The organism is Pseudomonas sp. BJa5 (genome assembly GCF_030272875.2).
Lineage (GTDB): Bacteria > Pseudomonadota > Gammaproteobacteria > Pseudomonadales > Pseudomonadaceae > Aquipseudomonas.
Genome location: NZ_JALRNG020000005.1, coordinates 93,086 through 117,938, shown reverse-complemented (window position 1 = coordinate 117,938; position 24,853 = coordinate 93,086). Strand labels below are relative to the sequence as shown.

Here is a 24,853-nt window from a genome sequence, read left to right as displayed (position 1 = left end):
CCTTACTCGATGACTTTCGGAACCAGGTACAGGCCGTTTTCCGTCGACGGAGCGATGGCCTGGTAGGAGTCGCGCTGGTTACTTTCTGTTACCACATCGGCGCGCAGGCGCTGACTGGCTTCAAGGGGGTGGGCCAGTGGCTCAATGCCAGTGGTGTCGACCGCTTGCATCTGGTCGACCAGTCCCAGAATACTGTTCAGGGCATCGGTAGTGCGTGGCAGCTCGCTTTCATTGAGGCCCAGCCGGGCCAGATGAGCGATCTTTTCCACGTCGCCGCGTTCAAGCGCCATGGGGATCTCCTGAGGAAACAAAAAAACGGAATGGGTCCGCGATGAGGAACATGCTGGCAGATTTACGGTCATAAGGCCGCGATTGTGTGCTGGCTTGCTCGGAAAAACTGCCAATTTAACATATTGGCGCCTTGCCCAAAATCCCCGCCGTTGTTAGAGTTTGCCGCACTTTTTTACCCACGCGTTGCCTAGGGTCACTTTCCCATGTTCAAGAAACTGCGTGGCATGTTTTCCAGCGATCTTTCCATCGACCTGGGCACTGCCAACACCCTTATTTACGTGCGTGAGCGCGGTATCGTCCTGAATGAGCCCTCGGTTGTGGCCATTCGTACGCACGGCAACCAGAAGAGTGTTGTCGCCGTCGGTACCGAAGCCAAGCGCATGCTGGGCCGTACGCCCGGAAATATTGCTGCCATTCGTCCGATGAAGGACGGTGTGATCGCGGACTTCAGCGTCTGCGAAAAAATGCTCCAGTACTTCATCAACAAGGTACACGAGAACAGCTTCCTGCAGCCTAGCCCTCGGGTCCTGATCTGCGTGCCTTGCAAGTCGACCCAGGTCGAGCGTCGCGCCATCCGTGAATCGGCGCTGGGCGCCGGTGCCCGCGAAGTGTTCCTGATCGAAGAGCCGATGGCCGCCGCAATCGGTGCCGGCCTGCCGGTCGAGGAAGCCCGTGGTTCGATGGTCGTCGATATCGGTGGCGGTACCACCGAAATTGCACTGATCTCCCTGAACGGCGTGGTCTATGCAGAATCCGTACGCGTCGGTGGTGACCGTTTCGACGAAGCGATCGTGACCTACGTGCGCCGCAACTACGGCAGCCTGATCGGCGAATCCACCGCCGAGCGCATCAAGCAGGAAATCGGCACCGCCTATCCGGGTGGCGAAGTGCGTGAAGTCGATGTCCGCGGCCGCAACCTGGCCGAGGGCGTACCACGTGCCTTCACCCTGAACTCCAACGAAGTGCTCGAAGCCCTGCAGGAATCCCTGGCGACCATCGTCCAGGCGGTCAAGAGCGCCCTGGAGCAATCGCCACCGGAGCTGGCTTCGGACATCGCCGAGCGTGGCCTGGTGCTGACCGGTGGTGGCGCCCTGCTGCGCGACCTCGACAAGCTGCTGGCCCAGGAAACCGGCCTGCCGGTGATCGTCGCCGAAGACCCGCTGACCTGCGTCGCCCGTGGTGGCGGTCGTGCCCTGGAAATGATGGACAAACACACCATGGACCTGCTCTCCAGCGAATAAGCCGGCAGCAGTCGACATGCCGCCCGGTTTACAGCGAGCACCCGGGGTGCTACCTGTATGTGCCGGGCAGACGTCCGCGTGGGCGTCGTTTTCCGTCAAACCACAAGCAGGCCGGTGCAGTGCCCTATGAATGACCTCTTGAATCGTCGTCCACGAGGAGCGGCCCATTAAACCGCTTTTCACCAAGGGCCCTTCGTTGGGCGTGCGCGTGCTCGTGCTGGTCGTGCTGGCGATCACCCTGATGGTGGTCGATGCGCGCTTCACCCTGCTCAAGCCGGTGCGCAGCCAGATGGGGCTGGTGCTGATGGAGTCCTATCACGTCACCGATCTGCCCCAGAGTCTGTTTGCCGGGATTGCCAGCCAGTTCGGCAGTCGCACCGAATTGATCGCCGAGAACGAAAAACTCAAGACTGAAGCCCTGCTGATGCAGGGGCGCGTGCAGAAGCTCGCGGCCCTGACCGAGCAGAACGTGCGCCTGCGCGAGTTGCTCAACTCTTCGGCATTGGTCAACGAAAAGGTCGAGGTCGCCGAGCTGATCGGTGTCGACCCCAACCCGTTCACCCATCGCATCCTGATCAACAAGGGCGAGCGTGACGGCGTGGTCCTCGGCCAGCCGGTGCTCGATGCCCGCGGTCTGATGGGCCAGGTGGTCGAGTTGATGCCCTATACCGCACGGGTCCTGCTGCTGACCGACACTACCCACAGCATTCCGGTGCAGGTCAACCGCAATGGCCTGCGAGCGATCGCCAGCGGTACCGGCAACCCGGAGCGCCTGGAACTGCGCCATGTGGCCGACACCGCCGACATCAAGGAAGGCGACCTGCTGGTGAGTTCCGGCCTGGGCCAGCGTTTCCCGGCCGGTTACCCGGTGGCCACGGTCAAGGAAGTGATTCACGATTCCGGCCAGCCATTCGCCATTGTCCGCGCCATCCCCACGGCCGCGCTCAATCGCAGTCGCTACCTGCTGCTGGTGTTCACTGACAGCCGTACCCCCGAGCAACGCGCCGCCGACGCCGCCATGGCCCAGGAAGCCGCCGATCGCCAGGGCCTGACGGGCACGGTCGAGTCTGCCCAGCCTGTGGTTGCCCCGGCCCCGCCCGCTGCAGCCTCGGCACCTGCGCCAACCCCAGGGCAAGCGCCTGTCGCGCCGCCTGCACCTGCAGCTGCAGCGCCGGCAGTGTCCGGGGCTGCTCCGGCGTCGGCCGGCGGCACTGCACCGGCCCCTTCCCGGGAGAGACATTGATGGTAAGTACCCGCAGCCGCAACGGCTGGGTGGTCTGGCTGACGTTCATCATCGGCCTGCTGCTCAGCGTTTCGCCGTTGCCGCAATTCATGGAAGTGTTCCGGCCGATGTGGCTGGCCCTGCTGCTGGCGTTCTGGACCCTGGCCCTGCCGCACAAGATCGGCATGACCACGGCCTTCGTCCTGGGCCTGGCGGAAGACGTGCTGTACGGCACCCTGTTGGGGCAAAATGCCCTGGTGCTGACCCTGATCACCTTCCTGGTGCTGTCGCTGCAACAGCGCCTGCGGATGTTCCCGATGTGGCAGCAAAGCCTGGTGATCCTGGTGATCTTCGGTCTGGCCCAGTTGGTGCAACTGTGGCTCAGCGCCCTGACCGGCAATCGCCTGCCGACCCTCGCCCTGATCTGGTCGGCGGTGATCAGCGCCTTGCTCTGGCCGTGGATCAGCTTCGCCTTGCGCGGGCTGCGCCTGCGCCTGGGTATCAACTGAATCACGCCGTCGCGGCGTTGACAGGGAGAAGTCACGATGACCTTGCTGTACCTGGCTTCCGGATCGCCTCGCCGCCGTGAGTTGCTGACCCAGATCGGCGTTCCCTTTACCCCGCTCAATGTCCCGATCGACGAAACTCCGCTGCCGGACGAAACGGCCGTGGCCTACGTCGAGCGCCTGGCGCAGGCCAAGGCCGCCGCCGGGCTGTCCAGCGTGCAGGCGCATGCCCCGGTGGCCGTGCTCGGCGCCGACACCGCCGTGGTGCTGGACGGGCGCATCCTCGGCAAGCCCGAGAGCCGCGAAGACGCCCTGGCCATGCTGGCCGCCCTGTCGGGCCGCGAACATCAGGTGCTGACCGCTGTGGCGGTCGCTGACCAGCAGCGCTGCCTGAGTCTCTGCGTGGCCAGCCAGGTACGTTTTCGCCAGATTTCCCGCAGCGAGGCCCAAGCCTACTGGGCGAGCGGCGAGCCGCTGGACAAGGCCGGCTCCTATGCTATCCAGGGCCTGGGTGCAGTCTTCGTACAACGTCTGGAAGGCAGCTACTCGGCCGTGGTCGGGCTGCCGCTCAACGAAACCGCCGAGTTGCTCGCACAGTTCGGCATCCCTTGCTGGCAAGCGTTGTCGGCCGGTTGAGCGAGGACCAGAGAAGACGGCTAGCCAGTCGCCCGCGGGCGATCCATCATTACCGAAGTCCTTTGACGAGAGCCTGCCATGAGTGAAGAGATTCTGATCAATATCACACCGATGGAATCACGCGTGGCGGTGGTGGAAAACGGTGTTCTCCAGGAAGTGCACGTCGAGCGCACCCAGCGTCGCGGCATTGTCGGCAATATCTACAAGGGCAAGGTGGTGCGGGTACTGCCGGGCATGCAGGCGGCATTCGTCGACATCGGCCTGGATCGCGCAGCCTTCATCCACGCCTCGGAAATCTCCCTGCGCGAAGGCCCGGCGGTGGAGAGCATCAGCGCCCTGGTGCACGAAGGCCAGAGCCTGGTGGTACAGGTGACCAAGGACCCCATCGGCTCCAAAGGGGCGCGTTTGACCACCCAGCTGTCGATCCCTTCGCGCTACCTGGTGTACATGCCGCGTACCAGTCATGTCGGCATTTCCCTGAAGATCGAAGACGAAGCCGAACGCGAGCGCCTCAAGCAGGTGGTCACCGATTGCGTCGCCCAGGAAAACATCCAGGACGCCGGTGGCTTCATCCTGCGCACAGCCGCCGAAGGCGCCGGTGCCGATGAGATCCTCATGGACATCCGTTACCTGCGCAGGCTCTGGGAGCAGATCGGCAACCAGATCAAAACCGTCGGTGCGCCGACCGAAATCTATGAAGACCTGGGCCTGGCCCTGCGTACCCTGCGCGACCTGGTGAACCCTAAGATCGAGAAGATTCGTATCGATTCCCGGGAAACTTTCCAGAAAACCACGCAATTCGTCGGCGAACTGATGCCGGAAATCGCCGACCGCCTTGAGCATTACCCCGGCGAGCGGCCGATCTTCGACCTCTACGGCGTCGAGGACGAGATCCAGCGCGCCCTGGAGCGCAAGGTGCCGCTCAAGTCCGGCGGCTACCTGGTGGTCGATCCGGCTGAAGCGATGACCACCATCGACGTCAATACCGGGGCGTTCGTCGGGCACCGCAACCTGGAAGAGACCATTTTCAAGACCAACCTGGAAGCGGCCACCGCCATTGCCCGGCAACTGCGCCTGCGCAATATCGGCGGGATCATCATCATCGATTTCATCGACATGGAGGACGAGGAGCACCAGCGCCAGGTCCTGCGCACGCTGGAGAAGCAGCTCGAACGCGATCACGCCAAGACCAACATCATCGGTATCACCGAGCTTGGCCTGGTGCAGATGACCCGCAAGCGTACCCGCGAAAGCCTTGAGCAGGTGCTGTGCGAGCCGTGCCATTGCTGCCAGGGGCGCGGTAAGCTGAAAACCCCCGAGACAGTTTGTTACGAGATTTTCCGCGAAATTCTCCGCGAAGCCCGTGCCTATCAGGCCGAAGGCTATAGAGTGCTGGCCAACCAGAAAGTCGTGGACCGCCTGCTCGATGAAGAGTCGGGCAACGTGGCGGAACTGGAAACCTTTATCGGCCGGACCATCCGTTTCCAGGTCGAATCGATGTATTCCCAGGAACAATACGATGTGGTGCTGCTCTGACGCATCTTGAATGCACCCGGCTGCCGGCAGGGCTGGAAAAGCGCCCGGTTGCGGCCATAGTTAAGGCTCGAGTCGGAGGGCCATTGCCATGGAGCGTCTGATGCGCGTCCTGGGCGCGATGACCCGCTGGGGCCTGGTGATCAGTGCCTTGCTGGCTGTGCTGGTGGCGCTGTATGTCAGCCTTGGCCGACAACTGGTGCCGCTGGTGGCCGAATACCGCGCCGAGATTGAAGACAAGGCCGAGCAAGCTTTGGGCCTGCCCGTGCACATCGGCAGCCTGGAAGGGCACTGGAGCGGCCTGGCACCGATACTGGCAGTCAAGGACATCCAGGTTGGCGAAGGCACTACGGCCTTGCGCCTGGACGCGGTCAAGGTGGTCCCGGACCTCTGGGCCAGCCTGACCGAGCGGCAACTGCGCCTGGCCAACCTCGAGGTCGGCGGCCTGCAGCTGCGACTGCGTGAAGACGAGCAGGGCGCCTGGGCGCTGGACGGGCTGCCGAAAACCGACGACCAGCCGCTGGACCCCGAGCAGGTGCTACAGCGCATGCAAGTAGTGAGCAAGGTTACGGTACTCGACAGCCAGGTCACCCTGGAACCCTTCCAGCGCGAGCCCATGACCCTGACCTACGTCAACCTCGGCCTGCGCACCGGCAGCGTGCGCCAGCGCCTGGACGTACGCCTGACCTTGCCTGACGGCCAGCCCGTGGCCATGAACCTGAGCAGCCGCATTCGTCCGGCGCACTGGCGCGACGGCCAGGTCGACGCGTACCTCAGCCTGCCCCAGAGCGACTGGGCCCGCTGGTTGCCACCACGGCTGCTGGGCCAGTGGCAGGCAAAGGAGCTAAAGGCCGGTGGCGAATTCTGGCTGACCTGGGGCAAGGGGCAGTTGCACAGCGCCACCGTTCGCCTCAATGCACCACAACTGCAGGGCGCCTATACCGGCCGCAAGCCGGTCAAGACCGAAAACCTCGCTCTCAACGCCTGGTTTCAGCGCCAACCGGGCGGCTTCGATGTAAAGATCGACTCACTGGCCATGAGCCTGGGCAAGACGCGCTGGGAGTCGCACCTGCAACTGAAGCAGACGGCCGCCAGCGAAGGGGTGGAGGAAACCTGGAAGATCCAGGCCGATCGCCTGGACATGACGCCGCTGACACCGCTGATCGAGTCCCTGGCACCTTTGCCGGAAAAGGTCATGGCGGTGGTGCAGGGGCTGAAGGTCGCCGGCAGCCTGCGCAATGTCCAGCTCGACATACGGCCCAAGGCCAGCGGTGACCAGCGCCTGGCGTTCGCCGCCAACCTGGAGCGGGTCGGCTTCAACGCCTATCACGGCGCACCGGCGGCGGGGAATGTCAGCGGCAGCATCAATGGCGACCTCGGCCGGGGCGAACTGCGCCTGGATACCGACGCGTTCATGCTGCATCTCTACCCGATCTTCGCCAAACCCTGGCAGTACCAGAAGGCCAATGCGCGCCTGACCTGGCGCCTGGACCAGGAAGGCTTCACCCTGATTGCCCCCTACCTCAAGGTGCTGGGTGAGGAGGGCAAGATCGCCGGCGACTTCCTCATTCGCCTGCTGTTCGAAGAAGGCCGCGAGGACTACATGGACCTGCGAGTCGGCCTGGTCGAGGGCGATGGCCGCTACACCGCCAAGTACCTGCCCGAGGTGCTCAGCCCGGGCCTGGACGAGTGGCTGCGCACGGCCATCCTCAAGGGCGCGGTCGACGAAGGCTATTTCCAGTACCAGGGTTCGCTCAATCATGGCGCGCCGGAGCAGGCGCGCAGCATCAGCCTGTTCTTCAAGGTCCACGATGCCGCGTTGGACTTCCAGCCGGGCTGGCCGCAGGTGCAGAAGGTCGATGGCGATGTGTTCATCGACGATAACGGTGTCCGTATCAATGCGCAGCGCGGCCAGTTGCTCGATACCCAGGTCAGTGACGTCCAGGTCAATATTCCCCATGTTGCCTCGGGTGAACACAGCCATATGTACCTGGACGGCGCCTTTGACGGTGGCCTGGGCGATGGCCTGAAAATCCTCCAGGAAGCGCCGATCGGCACTGCCGATATATTCGCGGGCTGGGAAGGCAAGGGCAGCCTCAAGGGCAAGCTCAAGCTGGACATTCCCCTGGCCAAGGGCGAGCGGCCCAAGGTGGTGGTGGACTTCGACACCAAGGATGCGCGCCTGAAGATCGCCGCGCCCGTGCTTGAGTTGAACCAGCTCAAGGGTGGTTTTCGTTTCGATTACGACAAGGGCCTCAGCGGCCAGAACATCAGCGCGCGGGTATTCGACAAGCCGATGACCGCGCAGATCTTCGCCGAAGGCAAGCCCGGTGAGATACAGACCCGGGTCGAAGCCAAGGGTCAGGTGGCGCTCACGGCCTTGACCCAGTGGCTGCAGGTCAAGCAGACATTGCCGATGTCCGGCGAGTTGCCCTATCAACTGCAGCTCAACCTGGGTAGTCGCGACAACCAGCTCAAGGTCGACTCCAGCCTCAAGGGCCTGGCCATCAACCTGCCCGCGCCGTTCGGCAAAACCGCCGACGAAAGCCGAAACAGCCAGTTCGGCATGACCCTGCAAGGGCCCGAGCGGCGTTTCAACGCCAGTTATGCCGACGTCGCCACCCTGCTGTATGCCGCGCCCATGGACAAGCTCGACCAGGGGCGGGGTGAACTGCTGTTCGGCAGTGGTAGCCCGCAGCTGCCCGGCGGCCAGGGAGTACAGGTGCGTGGCCGGCTGGCCGAACTGGATCTTGCGCCCTGGCAGCAGCAAATGGATGGTCTGGCGGGCAACGACCCGGGTGGCAGTGCCCGGCAGATGCTGCGTGGTGTCGACCTGAGTATTGCCCGGCTCAAGGGCTTTGGCCTTGAGTTGAACCAGGCCGTGGTGCGCCTGGACCGCAACCCCAACAACTGGGCGTTGCGCCTGGACAGCAAGGAAGTCATCGGTAACGCGCGGGTGCTGGATGCCAGGGGCGCACCCATGGTGGTGAACCTGCAGACTATCCATCTGCCGCCACAGGATCCGGCCGAGGTGACCGTGCCCAATGCGCCCGATCCGATGGCCGCCATCGACCCGCGCAAGATCCCGTCCATCGACCTGAGTATCGACAAGCTGTTCCGCGGCGACGACCTGCTCGGCAGTGCGGCGGTCAAGATCCGCTCGACTGCCAAGGGCATTGCCCTCAATGACCTGGACCTCAACCTCAAGGGCCTGGAGATCGATGGCAGCGGTGGCTGGGAAGGTGCTCCGGGTGCCAGCGGCAGCTGGTACAAGGGCCGTCTGGAGGGCAAGAACCTGGCCGACGTGCTCAAGGCCTGGAACTTCGCCCCGACCGTGACCAGCCGCGATTTTCGTATGGATGTCGACGCCCGCTGGCCGGGATCGCCCGCCTGGGTCAGCCTCGGTCGGCTGTCCGGCAGCCTCGATGCGGCCCTGCGCCAGGGCCAGTTCGTCGAAGTCGAAGGGGGCGCCCAGGCCCTGCGGGTGTTCGGCCTGCTCAACTTCAACTCCATTGGCCGCCGTTTGCGCCTGGACTTCTCCGACCTGTTCGACAAGGGCCTGAGCTACGACCGGGTCAAAGGCCTGCTGGTGGCCAGCGAAGGGGTTTATGTCACCCGCGAGCCGATCACCGTGACCGGGCCCTCGAGCAACTTCGAGCTCGACGGCACCCTGGACATGGTCCGCGACCGGGTCGACGCCAACCTGCTGGTGACCTTGCCGGTGACCAACAACCTGCCGTTGGCGGCCTTGATTGTCGGTGCACCGGCGGTCGGTGGTGCGCTGTTCCTGGTCGATCGCCTGCTCGGCGACCGGGTGGCGCGCTACGCCAGCGTGCACTATCGCGTCGAAGGTCCGTGGAAAGAGCCTAAAATCAGCTTTGTGAAACCTTTCGAGAAGTCCCGCCAGGAGCGCCCATGAAGTCAGCAGTGATCCAGATGGTCAGCCAGAGCGATATTGCCGCCAACCTGGCACAGGCCCGGCGCTTGCTCGAACAGGCGGCCCAGGGTGGTGCGCGCCTGGCGGTGTTGCCAGAGAACTTCGCCGCCATGGGCCGGCGCGACACGGCTGCCATCGGTCGTGCCGAAGCCCTGGGCGAAGGGCCGATCCTGCCCTGGTTGAAACAGACCGCCCGCGACCTCAGGTTATGGGTGGTGGCCGGCACTGTGCCGTTGCCGCCGGTCGGCCAGCCCGAAGCCAAGTCCCATGCCTGCTCATTGTTGATCGACGAGCACGGCGAAACGGTGGCGCGCTACGACAAGCTGCACCTGTTCGATGTCGATGTGGCCGACAACCGCGGTCGCTACCGCGAGTCGGATGACTACGCCCATGGCAGCCAGGTGGTGGTGGCCGACACCCCGGTAGGGCGTCTTGGCTTGAGCGTCTGCTATGACCTGCGCTTTCCGGAACTGTACAGCGCCTTGCGCGCGGCCGGGGCCGAACTGATCAGCGCGCCGGCGGCCTTCACCGCGGTGACCGGGGCGGCACACTGGGAAGTGCTGATCCGCGCCCGGGCCATCGAAACTCAATGTTACGTCCTGGCCGCCGCCCAGGGCGGGATTCACCCGGGGCCACGGGAAACCTATGGCCATGCTGCGATCGTCGACCCCTGGGGGCGCATCGTCGCCGAACAGGCCAGCGGAGAAGCGGTACTGCTCGGCGAGCGCGACAGCAGCGAACAGGCGTCCATCCGGGCGCGGATGCCGGTGGCCTTGCACCGGCGCTTTTTCTCGCAGGACGCCTTGCGGCCTGCGCACACCTCGGAGTGACTATGAGCGAGATGTTATCCACTGTCAGCGAGCACCTGCTGGCGCCGGGGGGCCTGACCCTCGACAGCCTGCAGTCGGTGCTGGGTGAGTTGGCAGGTCCAGGCATCGATGCCGCCGACCTGTATTTCCAGGGGCAGATTTCCGAATCCTGGGCCCTTGAAGACGGGATCGTCAAAGAAGGCAGTTTCAACCTCGACCAGGGCGTGGGCGTACGTGCCCAGTCCGGCGAGAAAACCGGCTTCGCCTACAGCAACGCCATCAACCTCGAAGCGCTGACCTCGGCGGCCCGTGCCGCCCGTTCGATTTCCCGCGCCGGCCAGCATGGCAGCGTCCAGGCCTTCAAGAGCCAGGATGTCACCCAGTTGTACGGCAGCGACAACCCGCTGGAAGTGATCAGCCGGGCCGAGAAAGTCGAACTGCTCAAGCGCGTCGATGCCGCCACCCGCGCCCTGGATCCGCGCATCCAGCAGGTCAGCGTGAGCATGGCCGGGGTCTGGGAGCGCATCCTGATCGCCGCGGCCGATGGCAGCCTGGCGGCGGATGTGCGTCCTCTGGTGCGTTTCAATGTCAGCGTCATCGTCGAGCAGAACGGTCGTCGCGAGCGCGGCGGTCATGGTGGCGGCGGGCGTACCGACTATCGCTACTTCACCGATGAGCGGGTCATGGGCTTTGCCCGTGAAGCGCTGCGCCAGGCGCTGGTCAACCTCGAAGCGATCCCGGCGCCGGCAGGCACCTTGCCGGTGGTGCTGGGTTCGGGCTGGTCCGGGGTGTTACTGCACGAAGCGGTCGGCCATGGCCTGGAAGGCGACTTCAACCGCAAGGGCAGTTCGGCCTATAGCGGCCACATGGGCGAGAAGGTCGCTTCCAGCCTGTGCACCATCGTCGATGACGGCACCCTGGAAGGCCGTCGCGGCTCCTTGAGCGTGGATGACGAAGGCACCCCCACCGAGTGCACCACGCTGATCGAGAACGGCATCCTCAAGGGCTACATGCAGGACAAGCTCAATGCCCGGTTGATGGGCATGGCTGTCACCGGCAACGGTCGTCGCGAATCCTACGCGCACCTGCCGATGCCGCGCATGACCAACACCTACATGCGTGCCGGTGAAAGCGATCCGCAGGAGATCATCAAGTCGGTCAAGCGTGGTCTCTACTGTGCCAACCTCGGCGGTGGCCAGGTGGATATCACCAGCGGCAAGTTTGTGTTCTCCACCAGCGAAGCGTACCTGATCGAGGACGGCAAGATTACTGCCCCGGTCAAGGGCGCGACCCTGATCGGCAACGGTCCGGAGGCCATGAGCCGGGTATCGATGGTGGGTAACGACCTGTCCCTGGACAGTGGCGTCGGCACTTGCGGCAAGGATGGTCAGTCGGTGCCGGTGGGCGTTGGCCAACCGACCTTGAAGATCGATGCGATCACCGTGGGTGGCACGGGCGCATGAAATTGAAACCGGGCGGGCAGGGCGCCTGCCCGGTCGCGGGGCTCAAATCAGACCGCGTTGAACTTCGTCCAGGGTGCGGATGTATTTGAAGATCTTGCGGCTGGAGGCCGGCGGCTTGTTGGTCTTGAGCTCGTGCTGGGCCTGGCGGATCAGCGAGCGCAGTTGCTGTCGATCGGCTTGCGGGTATTCCTGGACGAATTTCTCCAGGACTTCGTCGGTGCCGTCGATCAGCCGGTCGCGCCAGCGTTCGAGGTTGTGGAAGCGCTCGTTGTACTGGCGGGAGGACGCGTCGAGCTGGTCGAGCAGCGCGTTGATCGCGTCGATGTCCTGGTCACGCATCAGCTTGCCGATGAACGACCGGTGACGCCGCTTGGCCTCATTCGCCGTGTGCCGCTTGTGCTCTTCAAGGGCCTTGCGCAGCTCGTCGGTCAAGGGCAGCTTGGCCAGGGTGTCGGGCTTGAGCGTGGTAAGGCGCTCGCCCATATCGACCAGCGCCTGCATGTCGCGCTTGATCTGGGTTTTGCTTTTTTCGCCTTCGAAGGCGTTGTCGTAAGAATCAACCATGGGGGCAGTCCGCTGAGAATCGCCGCCATGATAACCAGTCGGGGGCCGCTTGTCCGGCCCGGTCGTAGATTGACCCGTGCCGAACGCAGAATTTGAGTGGAGAGAACCATGAATGCAGTCCAGAGCGTAGGTCCACAGGCCCTGCCGGCGTTGCAGGAGCAGGTCGAGCAGATCATCGCCGAGGCCAGGCGCCAGGGCGCCAGTGCCTGTGAGGTGGCGGTGTCGCTGGAGCAGGGGTTGTCGACCTCGGTGCGCCAGCGTGAAGTGGAAACCGTAGAGTTCAACCGCGACCAAGGGTTTGGCATCACTCTGTACGTAGGCCAGCGCAAAGGTTCGGCCAGTACCTCGGCCAGCGGCAGCGAGGCCATTCGTGAGACCGTGGCGGCAGCGCTGGCAATTGCCAAGCACACCTCCGAGGACGAATGCGCAGGCCTGGCCGACCCGGCCCTGATGGCGCGCGAACTGCCGGACTTCGACCTGTACCACGCCTGGGACATCACCCCGGAGCAAGCCATCGAGAAAGCCCTGGCCTGCGAGGCAGCGGCGTTCGACGCCGATGCGCGGATCAAGAACGCCGACGGCACCACCCTCAATACTCACCAGGGCTGCCGGGTCTACGGCAACAGCCACGGCTTCATCGGTGGCTACGCTTCGACCCGTCACAGCCTGAGCTGCGTGATGATCGCTGAAGCCGAGGGGCAGATGCAGCGTGACTACTGGTATGACGTCAACCGCCAGGGCGAGTTGCTGGCCGATCCGCGCAGCATCGGCCAGCGCGCCGCACAACGGGCGGCCAGCCGCCTGGGCGCGCGGCCGGTGCCGACCTGCGAGGTGCCGGTGCTGTTCTCCGCCGAACTGGCCGGCGGACTGTTCGGCAGCTTCCTGTCGGCGATCTCCGGCGGCAACCTGTATCGCAAGTCGTCGTTCCTCGACGGTGCCATCGGTCAGCGGCTGTTCCCTTCCTGGCTGACCCTGGACGAACGCCCGCACCTCAAGCGTGCCTTGGGCAGCGCGGCATTCGACGGCGATGGCCTGGCGACCTACGCCAAGCCGTTCGTCGAAAAGGGCGAGCTGGTGTCCTATGTGCTGGGCACCTACTCCGGGCGCAAGCTTGGCTTGCCGAGCACCGCCAATGCCGGGGGCGTGCATAACCTCTATGTCACCCACGGTGTCGAAGACCAGGCCGCGCTGATCCGGCGCATGGGCCGCGGGCTGCTGGTGACCGAACTGATGGGCCACGGCCTGAACATGGTCACCGGTGACTATTCCCGTGGTGCTGCGGGCTACTGGGTCGAAAATGGCGAAATCCAGTTCGCCGTCCAGGAAGTGACCATCGCCGGCAATATGAAAGACATGTTCCAGCAGATTGTCGCCATCGGTAACGATCTGGAAACCCGCAGCAACATCCACACCGGTTCGGTTTTGATCGAGCGGATGACTGTCGCAGGTAGCTGACCCTGTAGGAGCGGGCTTGCCCCGCGATTTCGCAATATCAGAGACATCGCATCGCGGGGCAAGCCCGCTCCCACCCCAGAAAGCCCGGCCCTGCGCCGGGCTTTTTGTTTTCTGCTGGAATCATCTTGTATTGATTCTGATTATCAATTAATAATGAATATCATTATCTAGGCGATGATGTTCATGAAACCCGTCCTTCACGAATTGCCCTACCTCGAAAACTGGCGCTGGCTCAGTCGCCGCATCCGTTGCGCGCTGGAGCCGGACGAACCGCGCTTGATCGAGCATTACCTGGCCGAGGGGCGCTACCTGGTGTGCTGCACCGAAACCTCGGCCTGGACCGTCGCCCTGACCTCATTCCGCCTGCTCCTGGATACCGCCTGCGACCGCATGCTGCCCTGGCATTGGCGCTGCCTGTGCCTGGACCAGGCCTGGAAGCCGCTGTTGCAGCTGCGCAAGCTCGATGGTGGCGAACTGGGGCAACGCTGGCAGCCTTTCGCCCTGCAACTGGCGAACTGCACGCTGCTGCCTTCGATTTCTTTCGCTGAACTGATGCAAGGACTTGATGATGAGTAATACCCGTATCGAGCGTGACAGCATGGGTGAACTGCAGGTGCCGGCCGAGGCCCTGTATGGCGCCCAGACCCAGCGCGCGGTGAATAACTTCCCGATCAGCCAGCAGCGCATGCCGACCCAGTTCATTCGGGCGCTGTTGCTGGCCAAGGCGGCTGCGGCCAAGGCCAACGTCGAACTTGAGCAACTGCAAGCCGGGCAGGGCGCCGCCATCGTCAAGGCGGTGGAGCAACTGCTGGCGGGTGACTTCATCGAGCATTTCCCGGTGGATATCTTCCAGACCGGCTCGGGCACCAGTTCGAACATGAACGCCAACGAGGTGATCGCCACCCTGGCCAGCCGTGTGTCCGGCACCTCGATCAATCCGAACGACCACGTCAACTGCGGGCAAAGCAGCAACGACATCATCCCGACCACCATCCATGTCAGTGCCGCGCTGGGCCTGCACGAGCAATTGTTGCCGGCGCTCAAGCACCTGGTGCAGGTCATCGAGCACAAGGCCGAGGCGGTGCACCCGTTCATCAAGACCGGTCGTACCCACCTGATGGACGCCATGCCAGTGCGCATGAGCCAGGTGCTGGGCGGCTGGGCGGCGCAGATCAAGGGCGCGATCGCGCACCTGGAGTCGACCTTGCCGGCATTGCAGGCCCTGGCCCAGGGCGGCACTGCGGTGGGCACCGGGATCAACGCCCATCCGGAGTTTGCCGCACGCTTCAGCCAGCAGCTCAGTGAGCTGACCCGGGTGCCGTTCACCCCAGGGCAGAACCTGTTCGCCCTGATCGGTTCCCAGGACACCGCCGTGGCCCTGTCGGGCCAGCTCAAGACCACCGCGGTGGCGTTGATGAAGATTGCCAATGACCTGCGCTGGATGAACTCGGGGCCGCTGGCGGGCCTGGGTGAGATCGAGCTGGAGGGCCTGCAGCCGGGCTCGTCGATCATGCCAGGCAAGGTCAACCCGGTGATTCCGGAGGCCACCGCGATGGTCGCAGCCCAGGTCATCGGCAACGATGCGACCATTGCCGTGGCTGGTCAGTCGGGCAATTTCGAGCTTAACGTCATGTTGCCGATCATCGCCCAGAACCTGCTGAGCAGCATCGAGTTGATGGCCAACGCCAGCCGCCTGCTGGCCGACAAGGCGATCGCCAGCTTCAAGGTCAACGAACCCAAGCTCAAGGAAGCCCTGGCGCGCAACCCGATCCTGGTGACCGCCCTCAACCCGATCATCGGCTACCAGAAGGCTGCCGAGATCGCCAAGACCGCCTACCAGCAGGGCCGCCCGATCATCGACGTCGCCCTGGAGCACACCGACCTGCCGCGCAGCCAGCTGGAAGTGCTGCTCGACCCGGAAAAACTCACTGCTGGCGGTATCTGATAGCGCCCTGGAGGTTTGTCATGCAGCACTGGAAACGCACCACCGAAATGGCCAATCGCCTGTTCGACCAGGGCGAGCTGGTCGATGCCCGCGAGTTGTACTTGCAGGCCCTGGCCCTGGCCCAGGTGTTGTTCGAGCGCTGGCATGACGCCGATGAGGCGGTGGCCGTGTGCGTGATCGCCCATCACAACCTGGCCGACCTGCACCTGCGCCTGAACCAGCCCCAGGAGAGCGCCGAATACCTCTGCGCGATCCATCAACGGCTGTTGCAGGCCATGCAGGACTCACGCCTGGCGCCAGCGCTGCGCGAAGCGGCGCTGCGTCACAGCGGCAAGACCTACACCGAGCTGTTGAGCTTCATCAGCGAGTACGGCCAGTACCCGCGCACCGAACGTCTGCTTCATAGTCATGGCCCGCAGCCGGCAGTGCTTGCCGGTCAGGAAAATAACGGGTCCCCAGCACATCATTACGGAATCCACTGAAAAATGTCGCATACCTTGCCTGCATTGCCTTACGCCTACGATGCGCTGGAGCCGCACATCGATGCCCAGACCATGCAGATTCACCACAGCAAGCACCACCAGACCTACATCAACAACCTCAATGCGGCCATCGAGGGCACCGAGTGGGCCGAGTGGCCGGTCGAGCGACTGGTGGCGGCGGTCAAGCAACTGCCCCTGCAATTGCAGGCGGCGGTGATCAACCAGGGCGGCGGCCATGCCAATCATTCGCTGTTCTGGACTGTCATGTCGCCAGCGGGCGGTGGCCGGCCGGCGGGCTCGCTGGCCAAGGCCATCGATGAGCAATTGGGCGGTCTCGAGGCGTTCAAGGAGGCCTTCACCAAGGCGGCACTGTCGCGTTTTGGCAGTGGCTGGGCCTGGCTCAGCGTGACCCCTGAGCAAAAGCTGGTGGTCGAGAGCAGCGCTAACCAGGACAGCCCGCTGATGCACGGCAATACCCCGATCCTCGGCCTGGATGTCTGGGAGCACGCCTACTACTTGTTGTACCAGAACCGTCGTCCCGAATACATCAGCGCCTTCTACAACGTGATCGACTGGTCCGAGGTAGAGCGCCGCTATACAGCCGCGTTGGCGTGAGTCGTTCCGGTATGCGTACGCAGGTGTTGTCCGTCAGCGGCGTTCGACTGTTTCGTCTCGCCCTGGGCACGGTGCTGTTGCTGGCCGGCGGTGCCTTGCTGGTCGCCCAGGGTATCGCCTGGCTGGACCTTGAGCCGCGCCTGTTGCGTGCGCTCGAGGGCGGTGCCCTGTGTGCGCTGGGGACGGCACTGGGGGCGGTGCCGGTGCTGGTGATCCGCAGCATGCCGGTGGCCTTGGCCGATACTTTGCTGGGCTTCGGTGCCGGGGTGATGCTGGCCGCGACGGCCTTCTCCCTGATCATTCCGGGGCTGGATGCGGCCCAGGCCATCGGCCTGGGCAAATGGGCAGCGGGCGGGCTGATCAGTTTCGGCCTGCTGTTCGGCGCCTTTTGCCTGTACCTGGTCGACCTGAAGGTGTCCGGCGCTTCACCCGAGGCGCTGGTGGGCACTGGGCAGCAGCCGGTGATCGCGGCGCGGATCTGGGTATTCGTGATCGCCATCATTGCCCACAACATTCCCGAAGGCATGGCCATTGGTGTCTCGGCTGGCGGCGGCATGGCCGATGCCGACAGCCTGGCCATGGGCATTGCCTTGCAGGATGTGCCGGAAGGCCTGGTCATTGCCCTGGTACTGGCCGGTGCGGGCATGGAACGGTTCAAGGCCTTTCTGATCGGTGCGGCGTCGGGGTTGGTCGAGCCGTTGGCGGCGCTGCTGTGCGCCTGGCTGGTGAGCGTGGCCGAACTGCTGTTGCCACTGGGGTTGGCATGCGCGGCAGGGGCGATGTTGCTGGTGGTGACCCAGGAGATCATCCCCGAGTCGCGCAGCAATGGCCATCATCGCCTGGCGAGCCTTGGGCTATGTGTCGGCTTCTGCCTGATGATGGTGATGGATACGGCGCTGGCGTGAAGGCGAGGCGGGGCGATCACTCGCCCTCGTCGAAGTAGTTGTTGATCAGTTCGATCAGCGCTTCCAGGGCTTCGTCCTGCTGCTCGCCTTCGGTGTGCAGGTGCACCTGGGTGCCTTTGCCTGCGGCCAGCATCATCACGGCCATGATGCTCTTGCCGTCGATCAGTTTGTCCGGTGCCCGTCCCACCCGCACGGTGCAGGGGAAGCGTCCGGCGACGCCAACGAATTTTGCCGCAGCCCGGGCGTGCAGCCCCAGCTTGTTGATGATGGTAATTTCACGAGCGGGCATCGCGGCAGGGGTCCTGTGGGCTAGAGGTCGCGGTGGCGAACCTGGACATTCTTCAGTGAGTGCTGCAGCGCCTGGCCGAGGCGCTCGGTCAGGTACACCGAGCGGTGATGCCCGCCGGTACAGCCGATGGCGATGGTGACGTAGGCGCGGTTGCTGGCGGCAAAGCGGGGCAGCCATTTGAGCAGGTAGCTGGAGATGTCCTGGAACATTTCCTCGACATCGGGCTGCGCCGCCAGGTAATCGATAACCGGTTGCTCAAGGCCTGAATGCTCGCGCAGCTCCGGTTTCCAGTAGGGGTTGGGCAGGCAGCGCACGTCGAACACCAGGTCGGCGTCCACCGGCATGCCGCGCTTGAAGCCGAACGACTCGACCAGAAAGGCCGTGCCGGGCTCAGGCTGGTTGAGCAGGCGCAGTTTGACCGAATCTCGCAACTGGTAGAGGTTCAGGTTGGTGGTGTCGATCTTGAGGTCGGCGAGGTCGGCGATTGGTCCGAGCAGTTCGCTTTCGACCTTGATCGCTTCGGCCAGGGAACGATTGGCGTTGGTCAGCGGGTGGCGCCGACGGGTTTCCGAAAAGCGCTTGAGCAGGGTCTCTTCGTCGGCGTCCAGGTACAGCACGTCACACTGGATATGCCGGCTGCGAGCGTCTTCAAGCAGTTCGGGAAAACGAATCAGGTGGCTGGGCAGGTTGCGCGCATCGATCGATACGGCGACCTTGGGTTGCATCAGCTCGGTATTGATCAGCGCGTTTTCGGCCAACTGCGGCAGCAACCCGGCAGGCAGGTTGTCGATGCAGTAAAAGCCGTTGTCCTCCAGTACCGCGAGGGCGGTGCTCTTGCCGGAGCCGGAGCGACCGCTGACGATGATCAGGCGCATGGGTCAGTGCTCGTTCTGTACGTCCAGGACGACCTGGTACAGCGCTTCACTGCTGCCGGCGGCCCGCAAGCGCTCACGAACGTCTTTGCGGTCGAGCATGCTGGCGATCTGGCGCAGCAGTTCCAGGTGTGCATCGGTGGCCGCTTCCGGAACCAGCAGGACAAACAGCAGGTCGACCGGGGCGCCGTCGATGGCATCGTAATCAATAGGGGCATCCAGGTGCAGCAGGGCGCTTACCGGCGCCATGCAGCCCTCGAGCCGGCAGTGGGGAATGGCAATGCCATTGCCGAAGCCGGTGGAACCCAGTTTTTCGCGAGCGACCAGCTTCTCGAAGACGTCTTGCATCTCCAGTTCGGGCACTTGCTCGGCGATCACGTTGGCGACCTTTTCCAGGGCGCGCTTTTTACTGCCTCCCGGCACGTTCACCAGGGAACGGCCGGGGGTCAGGATGGTTTCAAGTCGGATCATGGATGAGGGGGATCAGCGGGCTGCTGCACCTTGCAGCAGGCTCTGCTGTTTTTCCTTGTGTTTTTTCAGTTGGCGGTCGAGCTTGTCGGTCAAGGCGTCGATCGCTGCATACATGTCTGCGTGTTCGGCATTTGCAACCACTTCGCCGCCGGGAATGAACAGCGTCGCTTCGATTTTCTGCTGCAATTTCTCGACCTTCATGATCACCGTCACGTTGGTAATCCTGTCGAAGTGCCCTTCCAGCCGTTTCAGTTTCTGTTCGACGTACTCGCGCAGCGGTTGGGTGACTTCTACATGCTGTCCACTGATATTGACTTGCATACAGCTTCTCCTTTTGTTGCCCGTGCATAAAGAGGCAGGTATTGCGCCTGCCACTGAACTGCTGTGGCACATCTCAGGGGCTACATCAGTCGCTTGCGCTCGCTCGACGGTGCGATGCCGAGGGACTCGCGGTACTTGGCGACGGTGCGACGGGCTACCTGAATGCCTTGTGCCTCCAGTAAACCAGCGATCTTGCTGTCACTCAATGGCTTTTTCTGATTTTCCGCTGCAACCAGTTTTTTGATGATCGCGCGGATCGCCGTGGACGAGCATTCACCGCCCTCGGAGGTGCTGACGTGGCTGGAGAAAAAGTACTTCAGCTCGTAGATGCCCCGCGGGGTGTGCATGTATTTCTGGGTGGTTACCCGGGAAATGGTCGACTCGTGCATGCCCACCGCTTCGGCGATGTCGTGCAGCACCAGCGGCTTCATCGCTTCGTCACCATGGTCGAGGAAGCCACGCTGGTGCTCGACGATCTGGGTGGCGACCTTCATCAGGGTCTCGTTGCGGCTCTGCAGGCTCTTGATGAACCAGCGGGCCTCTTGCAACTGGTTGCGCATGAAGGTGTTGTCGGCGCTGGTGTCGGCGCGCCGGACGAAACCTGCGTACTGCGGGTTGACCCGCAGGCGTGGAACGGCCTCCTGGTTCAGCTCGACCAGCCAGCGCTCGTTGTCCTTGCGCACGATCACGTCGGGAACCACGTATTCGGCTTCGGTGGACTCGATCTGCGAGCCCGGACGCGGGTTGAGGCTCTGGACCAGTTCGATGACCTGGCGCAGTTCGTCTTCCTTGAGCTTCATGCGACGCATCAGCTGGCTGTAATCGCGGCTGCCCAGCAGGTCGATGTAATCATTGACCAGGCGCTGGGCCTCGGCCATCCACGGCGTGCGGGCGGGCAGCTGGCGCAGTTGCAGCAGCAGGCATTCGCTGAGGTTGCGCGCGCCGATGCCGGCGGGCTCGAACTGCTGGATGCGGTGCAGGACGGCCTCGACTTCGTCCAGTTCGATATCCAGTTCAGGATCGAAGGATTCGCAGATTTCCTCGAGGGACTCGTCCAGGTAGCCCTGATTGTTGATGCAGTCGATCAGCGTCACGGCGATCAGCCGGTCGGTGTCGGACATCGGTGCCAGGTTCAACTGCCAGAGCAGGTGGCTCTGCAGGCTTTCGCCAGCCGAGGTACGGGTGGTGAAGTCCCACTCGTCATCGTCATTGCTGGGCAGGCTGCTGGCGCTGGTCTGGTAGATGTCTTCCCAGGCCGTGTCGACGGGCAGCTCGTTGGGAATGCGCTCGCTCCATTCGCCTTCGTCCAGGCTGTCCACGGTCGGCGTGGATTCCTGGAAGCTGGTGTCCTGGGTTTCGGCAACAGGCTTGCTTTCGGCGTTGTCGGCCATCGGGTCGCTGTTGTCGAAGTCGTCGCCATCTTCCTGGCGTTCGAGCATCGGGTTCGACTCCAGCGCTTCCTGGATTTCCTGCTGGAGGTCCAGGGTAGACAGCTGGAGCAGACGGATGGCCTGTTGCAACTGAGGAGTCATCGTCAGTTGCTGGCCCATTCTTAGGACGAGCGATGGTTTCATGGCAGGGGCTTAACACCTTTTTCGCCGGCGCACATGCGCCATCCACTACAAGGGCACCGAAGCGCCAACTTTAAGCAAATTATATGCCTGAAATTGGAGCGTTTGCCTAGGGTGCTGTAACAATTATGCCGTATGGAAACGGACCAGCAGCCTCCGGCAAACGCCGTGTCGCTTCGAACTTACAAGCGGAACTCGTGGCCCAGGTACACCTCTTTCACCAGGTCATTGGCCAGGATGGTCTCTGCATCGCCTTCGGCGATCAGCTGGCCATCGTTGACGATGTACGCGGTTTCGCAGATATCCAGGGTCTCACGGACGTTGTGGTCGGTGATCAGCACACCGATGCCCTTGGCCTTGAGGTGATGGATGATCTGCTTGATGTCGCCGACCGAGATCGGGTCGACACCGGCAAAGGGTTCGTCGAGCAGGATGAACTTCGGCGCGGTCGCCAGGGCGCGGGCGATTTCGACGCGGCGGCGTTCACCACCGGACAGGCTCATGCCGAGGTTGTCGCGAATGTGGCTGATATGGAATTCCTGCAGCAGGCTTTCCAGCTCCTTGCGTCGACCGGCGGCATCGAGGTCCTTGCGGGTCTCGAGGATCCCGAGGATGTTGTCGGCTACCGACAGCTTGCGAAAGATCGAGGCTTCCTGGGGCAGGTAGCCGATGCCGGCACGGGCGCGACCGTGCATCGGCTGGTGGCTGACATCCAGGTCGTCGATCAGGACGCGGCCCTGGTCGGCCTGGACCAGGCCGACGATCATGTAGAAACAGGTGGTCTTGCCGGCGCCGTTGGGGCCGAGCAGGCCGACGATCTGGCCGCTGTCGATGGACAGGCTGACGTCGCGAACCACTTGTCGGCTTTTGTAGCTCTTGGCCAGGTGCTGGGCTTTGAGGGTCGCCATTTACTCGGCCTTCTTCTTCGGCTGGATCACCATGTCGATGCGCTGACGTGGCGTGGCCACGTTGCCACCACGACCGGCGGTCGCCACCTGGGTCTTGGTGTTGTAGACGATCTTCTCGCCTTCGGTGGTGTTGCCTTCGTTCTCGACCTTGGCGCGGTCGGTGAGGATCACCATGTCTTTCTGCGCCTGGTACTGGATGGTCACCGCCCAGCCTTTCATCTTGTCGGGCTTGGCGGCGCTCTGTTGCTGCTCGAAGTAGGCGAGGTTGCCCACCGAGGTCACCACGTCGATGTCGCCGCTGGCGGCGCGGGTGATGGTCACGGTGTTGCCTTTGATCATCATCGAGCCCTGGGTGATGATCACATCGCCCTTGTAGGTGGCGACGCCTTGCTTGTCGTCCAGGTGCGCATCGTCGGCCTGGATACGGATAGGCTGGTCACGGTCAGTCGGCAGGGCCCAGGCGCTCGCGCTTCCCAGTGCTGCGCTCAGGCTGAGCAAAAAGGGGAGGGTTTTAACGAGCCTCATACTGTCCTCTTACGTTGGACAACAGGTCCATCCTGCCGTCTTTCAAATACGCCTTCATTCCCTTGCCCGTAGTCACGCCACCGGCGCCGTCGATTTTAACGGCTTGCTCGGTTTGCGCATATTGCTTCTGCGGGAACACCGTCATGCGGGTGGTGGTAATGATGGTAGTGCGGTTTTTTTCATCGGTGCGGGCGATCCGTACCGAGTCGATCAATTCCACTTCGCTGCCGTCCGGGTTGACTTCGCCCTTGTCGCTCTGCACGTGCCAGGGGTAGGTCGTGCCGCGGTACAGCTGCAGGTCCGGCTTGGTCAGCAGGGTAGTTTCACTGACCTTGAGGTGTTCGACCTTGTCAGCGGTCATCTCGTACTGCAGCTTGCCGTCGGGCAGGAACTGCACGCTGTGGGCATTGGTGGCGTAGTAGTCGATGGCATTTTCGTCGACACGGGCGACCGGCTTGTCGAGGAAGCTCTCGGGGCCGATGTTCCAGTAGCCGACGGCCACCAGCAAGGCGGCAATCACACTGAACAGCGCAATGGTGCGGATTTTTTTACTGAACATGTATCGCTCTACAGGTAGTGGGCGTTTGCCGCATCGAGATTGCCCTGGGCTTGCAGGATCAGCTCGCAGAATTCGCGGGCTGCGCCTTCGCCGCCGCGGGCCTTGGTGGTCCCGTGGGCATGCTCGCGGACAAAGGCTGCGGCATTGGCCACGGCCATTCCCAGGCCGACTCGACGAATCACCGGCAGGTCGGGCAGGTCGTCGCCCAGATAGGCGACCTGTTCATAGCTTAGGTTGAGCTGGCCGAGAAGTTCGTCCAGGACCACCAATTTATCTTCGCGCCCCTGGTACAAGTGGGGGATGCCGAGGTTCTTCGCCCGGCGTTCGACCACCGGGGTCTTGCGGCCACTGATGATCGCCGTGGTCACGCCCGAGGCCATGAGCATCTTGATGCCCTGGCCGTCGAGGGTGTTGAAGGTCTTGAATTCGCTGCCGTCTTCGAGGAAGTACAGGCGACCGTCGGTCAGCACACCGTCCACATCGAACACGGCAAGTTTGATGGCCTTGCCGCGTTGCATCAACTGGTCATTCATTACATCACTCCGGCGCGCAGCAGGTCGTGCATGTTCAGGGCGCCGACCGGGCGCTCGTTCTTGTCGATCACCACCAGGGCGTTGATCTTGTGGTCTTCCATGATCTTCAGCGCCTCGGCCGCCAGCATGTCTGCGCGAGCGGTCTTGCCGTGGGCGGTCATGACCTCTTCGATGCGGGTGGTGTGCACGTCGATGTTGCGGTCGAGGCTGCGGCGCAGGTCGCCGTCGGTAAAGATCCCGGCCAGGCGTCCGTCGGCCTCGAGGACTACGGTCATGCCCAAGCCTTTGCGAGACATTTCAAGAAGCGCGTCCTTGAGCAGGGTGCCGCGGCTGACTTGTGGCAACTCCGTGCCAGCGTGCATGACGTTTTCGACCTTGAGCAGCAAGCGCCGCCCGAGCGCGCCACCGGGGTGCGAGAAGGCGAAGTCTTCGGCCGTGAAGCCGCGGGCTTCGAGCAGGGCGATGGCCAGGGCGTCGCCCAGCACCAGGGCGGCAGTGGTCGAGGAGGTAGGCGCCAGGTTCAAAGGGCAGGCTTCCTGCTCGACCCGCGCGTCCAGGTTGACCTCGGCGGCCTTGGCCAGCGGCGAATCGGGGTTGCCGGTCAGGCTGATCAGCTGGATGCCCAGGCGCTTGATCAGCGGCAACAGGGTAACGATCTCGGCAGTGGAACCGGAGTTGGACAGGGCCAGGATCACATCGTCGCGAGTGATCATGCCCATGTCGCCGTGGCTCGCCTCTGCCGGGTGAACGAAGAATGCCGGCGTTCCGGTGCTGGCCAGGGTGGCGGCGAGTTTCTTGCCGATATGCCCCGACTTGCCCATCCCGACCACGACGACCCGGCCCTTGCTGGCCAGGATCAATTCGCAGGCTTTGACGAAATCGGCGTCGATGTGGGCCAGCAGGCCTTCTACCGCCTTGATTTCAAGGTCGATAGTGCGCCGTGCGGATTGGATCAGCTCGCTGGATTGGCTCATGTCGGAAACGGCTTGGCTGATGAAAAGGCGCCGATTATAGCGACAATGCGCAAAACCCTCACCTTGTGATTGTCATACGGTCGTCTATCTAGCTTAACCATAGCTGAACGATCGCGGCGGCGGCCTTGGGGCGCCGCTATCAGCGGTGATATAGTTTGCCGCCTGTTCGGTCCGCTCAGGGCGGGCGTGTCTCCATGAAGGGGGCGCGCGTCTGAGTGAGAAGGCC

Annotated in this window: 26 protein-coding genes; 14 read left to right on the top strand and 12 right to left on the bottom strand. The window is 63.3% G+C overall.

Annotation, left to right across the window (positions count from 1 at the left end; translation table 11 throughout):
• Positions 1–2 precede the first annotated feature (2 nt).
• Positions 3–290 (bottom strand): Asp-tRNA(Asn)/Glu-tRNA(Gln) amidotransferase subunit GatC, encoded by a 288-nt coding sequence (gatC, locus tag M2D63_RS04510; RefSeq protein WP_285861610.1) that lies wholly within the window; start codon positions 288–290, stop codon positions 3–5.
• Positions 291–494: 204 nt separating this feature from the next.
• Here gatC and mreB point away from each other — a divergent pair, with 204 nt between their 5' ends.
• From mreB to tldD, 8 genes are all read left to right on the top strand, one after another.
• Positions 495–1,532: a rod shape-determining protein MreB gene (gene mreB / locus M2D63_RS04505; protein ID WP_008371426.1), complete on the top strand. Its 1,038-nt coding sequence runs from the start codon at positions 495–497 to the stop codon at positions 1,530–1,532.
• A 214-nt stretch (positions 1,533–1,746) separates the two neighbouring features.
• A complete protein-coding gene (mreC, locus tag M2D63_RS04500) occupies positions 1,747–2,775 on the top strand; it encodes a rod shape-determining protein MreC (protein WP_405309111.1) in 1,029 nt (342 codons plus the stop codon).
• The gene (gene mreD, locus M2D63_RS04495; protein WP_285861607.1) at positions 2,775–3,263 is read left to right on the top strand and encodes a rod shape-determining protein MreD; all 489 of its coding nucleotides are present in this window, start codon (positions 2,775–2,777) and stop codon (positions 3,261–3,263) included. The genes mreC and mreD overlap by 1 nt, the downstream gene beginning before the upstream one ends.
• 36 nt (positions 3,264–3,299) lie before the next feature.
• Complete coding sequence (locus M2D63_RS04490) at positions 3,300–3,896, top strand: nucleoside triphosphate pyrophosphatase (RefSeq protein ID WP_285861606.1); 597 nt, start codon at positions 3,300–3,302, stop codon at positions 3,894–3,896.
• A 78-nt stretch (positions 3,897–3,974) separates the two neighbouring features.
• Positions 3,975–5,432: a ribonuclease G gene (rng, locus tag M2D63_RS04485; protein WP_285861605.1), complete on the top strand. Its 1,458-nt coding sequence runs from the start codon at positions 3,975–3,977 to the stop codon at positions 5,430–5,432.
• 88 nt (positions 5,433–5,520) lie between these two features.
• A complete protein-coding gene (locus M2D63_RS04480) occupies positions 5,521–9,348 on the top strand; it encodes a YhdP family protein (RefSeq protein WP_285861604.1) in 3,828 nt (1,275 codons plus the stop codon).
• A complete protein-coding gene (locus M2D63_RS04475) occupies positions 9,345–10,196 on the top strand; it encodes a carbon-nitrogen hydrolase family protein (RefSeq protein ID WP_285861603.1) in 852 nt (283 codons plus the stop codon). Before M2D63_RS04480 ends, M2D63_RS04475 begins: the two co-directional genes overlap by 4 nt.
• A 2-nt stretch (positions 10,197–10,198) precedes the next feature.
• Positions 10,199–11,638 (top strand): metalloprotease TldD, encoded by a 1,440-nt coding sequence (tldD, locus tag M2D63_RS04470; RefSeq protein ID WP_285861602.1) that lies wholly within the window; start codon positions 10,199–10,201, stop codon positions 11,636–11,638.
• Between the two features lie 42 nt (positions 11,639–11,680).
• On the opposite strand, the gene yjgA is transcribed toward tldD, so the two are convergent.
• A complete protein-coding gene (gene yjgA, locus M2D63_RS04465; RefSeq protein ID WP_285861601.1) occupies positions 11,681–12,202 on the bottom strand; it encodes a ribosome biogenesis factor YjgA in 522 nt (173 codons plus the stop codon).
• Positions 12,203–12,310: 108 nt separating this feature from the next.
• Between yjgA and pmbA the strand changes: the two genes are divergently transcribed.
• From pmbA to M2D63_RS04435, 6 genes are all read left to right on the top strand, one after another.
• Entirely contained in the window at positions 12,311–13,657 is a 1,347-nt protein-coding gene (pmbA, locus tag M2D63_RS04460; protein WP_285861600.1) for a metalloprotease PmbA, read from the top strand.
• 174 nt (positions 13,658–13,831) lie between these two features.
• Entirely contained in the window at positions 13,832–14,233 is a 402-nt protein-coding gene (locus M2D63_RS04455; RefSeq protein WP_285861599.1) for a FagA protein, read from the top strand.
• On the top strand, positions 14,226–15,602 hold the full coding sequence (locus M2D63_RS04450; protein WP_285861598.1) for a lyase family protein: 1,377 nt from the start codon (positions 14,226–14,228) through the stop codon (positions 15,600–15,602). The genes M2D63_RS04455 and M2D63_RS04450 overlap by 8 nt, the downstream gene beginning before the upstream one ends.
• A gap of 20 nt (positions 15,603–15,622) precedes the next feature.
• Positions 15,623–16,084, top strand: a complete 462-nt coding sequence (locus tag M2D63_RS04445; protein WP_285861597.1) for a hypothetical protein — start codon at positions 15,623–15,625, stop codon at positions 16,082–16,084.
• A gap of 3 nt (positions 16,085–16,087) precedes the next feature.
• A complete protein-coding gene (locus tag M2D63_RS04440) occupies positions 16,088–16,699 on the top strand; it encodes a superoxide dismutase (RefSeq protein WP_285861596.1) in 612 nt (203 codons plus the stop codon).
• 11 nt (positions 16,700–16,710) lie between these two features.
• The gene (locus M2D63_RS04435; protein ID WP_285861595.1) at positions 16,711–17,604 is read left to right on the top strand and encodes a ZIP family metal transporter; all 894 of its coding nucleotides are present in this window, start codon (positions 16,711–16,713) and stop codon (positions 17,602–17,604) included.
• A 16-nt stretch (positions 17,605–17,620) separates the two neighbouring features.
• On the opposite strand, the gene M2D63_RS04430 is transcribed toward M2D63_RS04435, so the two are convergent.
• The 10 genes from M2D63_RS04430 to M2D63_RS04385 all read right to left on the bottom strand — a co-directional run bounded on the left by M2D63_RS04430 (position 17,621) and on the right by M2D63_RS04385 (position 24,627).
• Positions 17,621–17,893, bottom strand: coding sequence for an HPr family phosphocarrier protein (locus tag M2D63_RS04430; protein WP_038614394.1), 273 nt, complete (start codon positions 17,891–17,893; stop codon positions 17,621–17,623).
• A 20-nt stretch (positions 17,894–17,913) separates the two neighbouring features.
• Positions 17,914–18,768 carry an RNase adapter RapZ gene (gene rapZ, locus M2D63_RS04425; protein ID WP_285861594.1) on the bottom strand — a complete coding sequence of 285 codons (855 nt, stop codon included), beginning with the start codon at positions 18,766–18,768 and terminating at the stop codon, positions 17,914–17,916.
• A gap of 3 nt (positions 18,769–18,771) precedes the next feature.
• Positions 18,772–19,236: a PTS IIA-like nitrogen regulatory protein PtsN gene (ptsN, locus tag M2D63_RS04420; protein ID WP_285861593.1), complete on the bottom strand. Its 465-nt coding sequence runs from the start codon at positions 19,234–19,236 to the stop codon at positions 18,772–18,774.
• A gap of 12 nt (positions 19,237–19,248) precedes the next feature.
• The gene (gene hpf, locus M2D63_RS04415; protein ID WP_285861592.1) at positions 19,249–19,557 is read right to left on the bottom strand and encodes a ribosome hibernation-promoting factor, HPF/YfiA family; all 309 of its coding nucleotides are present in this window, start codon (positions 19,555–19,557) and stop codon (positions 19,249–19,251) included.
• Positions 19,558–19,637: 80 nt separating this feature from the next.
• Positions 19,638–21,131 carry an RNA polymerase factor sigma-54 gene (locus tag M2D63_RS04410; protein ID WP_285861591.1) on the bottom strand — a complete coding sequence of 498 codons (1,494 nt, stop codon included), beginning with the start codon at positions 21,129–21,131 and terminating at the stop codon, positions 19,638–19,640.
• 179 nt (positions 21,132–21,310) lie between these two features.
• Positions 21,311–22,036, bottom strand: a complete 726-nt coding sequence (gene lptB / locus M2D63_RS04405; RefSeq protein WP_285861590.1) for an LPS export ABC transporter ATP-binding protein — start codon at positions 22,034–22,036, stop codon at positions 21,311–21,313.
• Positions 22,037–22,561 carry a lipopolysaccharide transport periplasmic protein LptA gene (lptA, locus tag M2D63_RS04400; protein WP_285861589.1) on the bottom strand — a complete coding sequence of 175 codons (525 nt, stop codon included), beginning with the start codon at positions 22,559–22,561 and terminating at the stop codon, positions 22,037–22,039.
• Positions 22,548–23,120, bottom strand: coding sequence for an LPS export ABC transporter periplasmic protein LptC (gene lptC, locus M2D63_RS04395; protein WP_285861588.1), 573 nt, complete (start codon positions 23,118–23,120; stop codon positions 22,548–22,550). Before lptC ends, lptA begins: the two co-directional genes overlap by 14 nt.
• Before the next feature lie 8 nt (positions 23,121–23,128).
• Positions 23,129–23,653 (bottom strand): HAD family hydrolase, encoded by a 525-nt coding sequence (locus tag M2D63_RS04390; RefSeq protein WP_285861587.1) that lies wholly within the window; start codon positions 23,651–23,653, stop codon positions 23,129–23,131.
• Positions 23,653–24,627, bottom strand: a complete 975-nt coding sequence (locus M2D63_RS04385) for a KpsF/GutQ family sugar-phosphate isomerase (RefSeq protein ID WP_285861586.1) — start codon at positions 24,625–24,627, stop codon at positions 23,653–23,655. The genes M2D63_RS04390 and M2D63_RS04385 overlap by 1 nt, the downstream gene beginning before the upstream one ends.
• Positions 24,628–24,853 lie beyond the last annotated feature (226 nt).